This window comes from Polaromonas sp. P1_E3 (assembly GCF_056405935.1).
Window position 1 is genome coordinate 1 of sequence record NZ_JBFUBD010000539.1, and the last position, 1,538, is coordinate 1,538.

Genomic DNA, 1,538 nt, shown 5'->3' on the forward strand with positions numbered 1-1,538 from the left:
CGTCACCAGCGCGCCCGAAGCCAGATAAGGACGCGTGAGCCCAACCGGCAGGTAGCCTATGCCCAGACCTGCCACCGCCGCGGCGACGAGTGCAGTGCCGTTGTCTGCTTTGAAGCGGCCCTGGGGTCGAACCGATACGACTTTGCCTTCATTCATCAATTGCCAGGTTTCCGTGCCCTGCATTAATGCTTCGTGATCAAGGAGTTCGCTCAGGCTTTGAGGCGCACCGTGTGCCTTGATATAGGCGGGGCTTGCGACCAGGCTCCCGTTCACAGGCCCAACACATTGAGCAAGCAGGTTGGAGTCCGCAAGATGACCGAGGCGAATGGCGCAGTCGTAGCCTTCAGCGACCAGGTCGACGAACCGGTCGCTGTAGCAGGTCTGGATATGAAGCTGTGGATGCCGGCTCGCCATCTCGGCGAGTACGGGGGCGAAGTGCGTGGGCCCGAAGGACAGCGGCGCCGCGACGCGTAAGCGGCCCCGAAGCTCGCCAGCGGGCCGGATCGTCTCTTGGGCAACTTCTATTTCTGCGCACACCCTCGCCGCATAGTCACGAAATGTCGCACCAGCCTCCGTCAGGGATGCGCCCCGCGTGGTGCGAGCCAGCAACTGAGCGCCCAGCTCCGCCTCAAGCCTGATCAGCCGCCGGCTGACGATGGACTTGGCTACGCCGAGACGAGCGGCTGCGGCGGTGATGCCCCCTGCGTCGGCCACTTCCACGAAAGTGCGAAGTTCTTCGATTTCCATCCGGTGTTCCTCTTTCTGCGACACAGATACGCAAATTCCGGGGCTACCGTACCACAAAAAGAAATGCAAAGATTCGCCCAAGAAAACTTTGGCCGTGCTTGATTCATTGATCGATGCGGTGGTTTTCATCCCTCAAATGGAGAAGTAACAGTGAAATTGATATTGATTGGATTCATGGCGGTGATTGGCTTGGCCAGCGCCCATGCACAAACCAGGCAAGAGGTCCAAAGCGCAGACCTGATCGTGCACAACGCCAGAATCTTCACCGGCAATCCGGCACAACCCGCGGCGTCCGCCCTTGCCGTCAAAAACGGCCGCATCTACTCGGTCGGCACGGATGCCGAGATTCTTGGTTTGAAGAACGCCAACACCCGCGTCATCGATTCCGGCGGCCGGCGGCTCATTCCGGGCATCATCGACGCGCACACCCATGTGCTCAACGAGGGCGGCTACAACTACACCGTGCGGTGGGAAGGTGTGCCGACCCTGCGCCGCGCTCTGACCATGCTGAGCGAGCAAGCCAAACGGACACCCGAAGGCCAGTGGGTGAAGGTGATTGGCGGCTGGTCTCCCTACCAGTTCGAGGAAAAGCGTTTTCCCACCCTGGACGAACTCCGCCGGGCCGTGCCCAATCGCCCGTTGATCGTGCAGTACGCCTACAACCGCGCCTTCATGAACCAGCAGGCGATGGATGCCCTCGGCGTGGGCACAGACAAGTTTCCCAAGGTGCCGGGCACCGAGTTTGAGAAGGACAAGCAGGGCCGCTACACCGGCGTGGTCCATGGCTACAC

The 1,538-nt window shown here is 60.9% G+C and carries 2 protein-coding genes; one reads left to right on the forward strand and one right to left on the reverse strand.

The genetic code is table 11. The features are described 5' to 3' along the window. Nucleotides 1-876: LysR family transcriptional regulator (locus AC1D0Z_RS21440; RefSeq protein ID WP_477660176.1), on the reverse strand; the 876-nt coding region annotated here is incomplete at its 3' end. 21 nt (nt 877-897) lie between these two features. Between AC1D0Z_RS21440 and AC1D0Z_RS21445 the strand changes: the two genes are divergently transcribed. Further along, nucleotides 898-1,538, forward strand: a 641-nt coding sequence (locus tag AC1D0Z_RS21445) for an amidohydrolase family protein (protein WP_477660177.1), incomplete at its 3' end; no start/stop codon positions are given.